The following is a 1,397-nucleotide window of genomic DNA, read 5'->3' as shown; positions in this document are numbered from 1 at the left end:
TTGGGAAAGAATGTATGGTCCGCCCCGTCCTTGCAAGGGTTCGCGACATCGCAAATGACGATTCCAGTTGCATAAATGTATCCGGCCTCTCGCGAGTAGGCTGCGGTTGCAGCCAGGCCATGATGAGATCCGCACACGCCGTTCTCAATAAATGGTTCGGGCACGAGGCCCGCTTTTTTGCACAGAGTTTACGGCATGTTGATCCACTGTTTCGTCATCACTATTCCCGAGCCTTGCAATCGCGCCGGGAGCGTTAGGCGAATGCAGGGTCTCTGCGTTCGTAAAGCGCTCCGGGCTTGGTCAGGACGACCCAGACAATACGGGCCATTTTGGCGGCAAGCGCGACAACAGCTTTGTTCGGGTGCATTCGGGCTTGGAGACCATCCAGCCAGCTTCCCAGTCGATCCTTTGTTCGGTCGAGGTGCCGAAAGCACGATCGTGCGCCGTGAACGAGAAGCTTGCGGACATAGCGATTACCTCGCTTGCTGATGCCGAGAAGCTTTTGCTTTCCGCCGGTGGAGTATTCCCGCGGCACGAGGCCAAGCCACGCAGCAAGGTCGCGGGCTTTTTGGAATTGCCGACCGCTGCCAATCGCAGCCAGAAGTGCAGTTGCCCCCAACGCTCCAATACCGGGGATCGTCATGAGCCGGCGAGCCACATCCTCTCGACTGGCTATTGCTTCTACCTCGCGTGTGATGTCGCCGATACGTTGCTCCAATTGCCGTAAATCCGCAAACAGATCTGCGAGCAGCTTCCGCATCGCCGACGAAAGCTCGTTTGATTGGTCTTCGAGAACCTGTGGCAGGTCAAGCTTGAACAAACCCGCGCCCTGGCGCAAGGCAATCCCGTATTCGAGGCAAAAGGCTCGCATCTGATTAATCAGGCGAGTTCTTGTTCCGATCATCTGGTCCCGTACCCGGTGCAAAGCCTGAAGATCGGCTTGTTCTTCGCTCTTAAGTGCAGCAAACCGCATCGTTGGCCGTGTGGCGGCCTCAGCGATCGCCTCCGCATCGATAATGTCGGTCTTGTTCGACTTCACGTAGGGCTTCACAAACTGCGCGGGGATCAAGCGCACCTTATGTCCGAGCGCCTGTATCTTCCTGGCAATCCATTGAGAGCCGGCGCAGGACTCCATCCCTACAATCGCCGGCGCTGCGCGCTCGAAGAACTGCAGCAGAGTGTCGCGTCGGAAACGTACTTTCTGGACTGGCACGCCATCGCTTCCGAGACCGACGACGTGGAATATATTCTTGCCAATATCAATTCCGTAGACAGCCGCAGAGCGCGGTACATTGCGTTGTGGCATTGCAACCTCCTTCGGTTTGGCCACCTGTATCATGCAGCAGGTGGACGAGGCGGACCATCCCATTAGTGGTGACGCCCGCAGCAAGGCGGAA

The 1,397-nt window shown here is 57.2% G+C and carries 1 protein-coding gene; it reads right to left on the bottom strand.

Going from position 1 to position 1,397, the window contains the following annotated elements; translation table 11 throughout:
- Nucleotides 1-253: 253 nt before the first annotated feature.
- Nucleotides 254-1,306 carry an IS110 family transposase gene (locus FHT28_RS35830; RefSeq protein ID WP_168598921.1) on the bottom strand — a complete coding sequence of 351 codons (1,053 nt, stop codon included), beginning with the start codon at nt 1,304-1,306 and terminating at the stop codon, nt 254-256.
- Nucleotides 1,307-1,397: the final 91 nt, after the last annotated feature.

Origin of the sequence: Rhizobium sp. SG570 (genome assembly GCF_012275345.1) — a bacterium.
Lineage (GTDB): Bacteria > Pseudomonadota > Alphaproteobacteria > Rhizobiales > Rhizobiaceae > Rhizobium > Rhizobium lusitanum.
The sequence above is the reverse complement of the archived record's forward strand: the minus strand, read 5'-3'. Positions and strand labels throughout refer to the sequence as shown.

What these genes read in the sequence shown, in the direction of transcription:
- FHT28_RS35830 (WP_168598921.1), bottom strand. Translation starts at nt 1,306, where the DNA reads ATGCCACAACGCAATGTACCGCGCTCTGCGGCTGTCTACGGAATTGAT.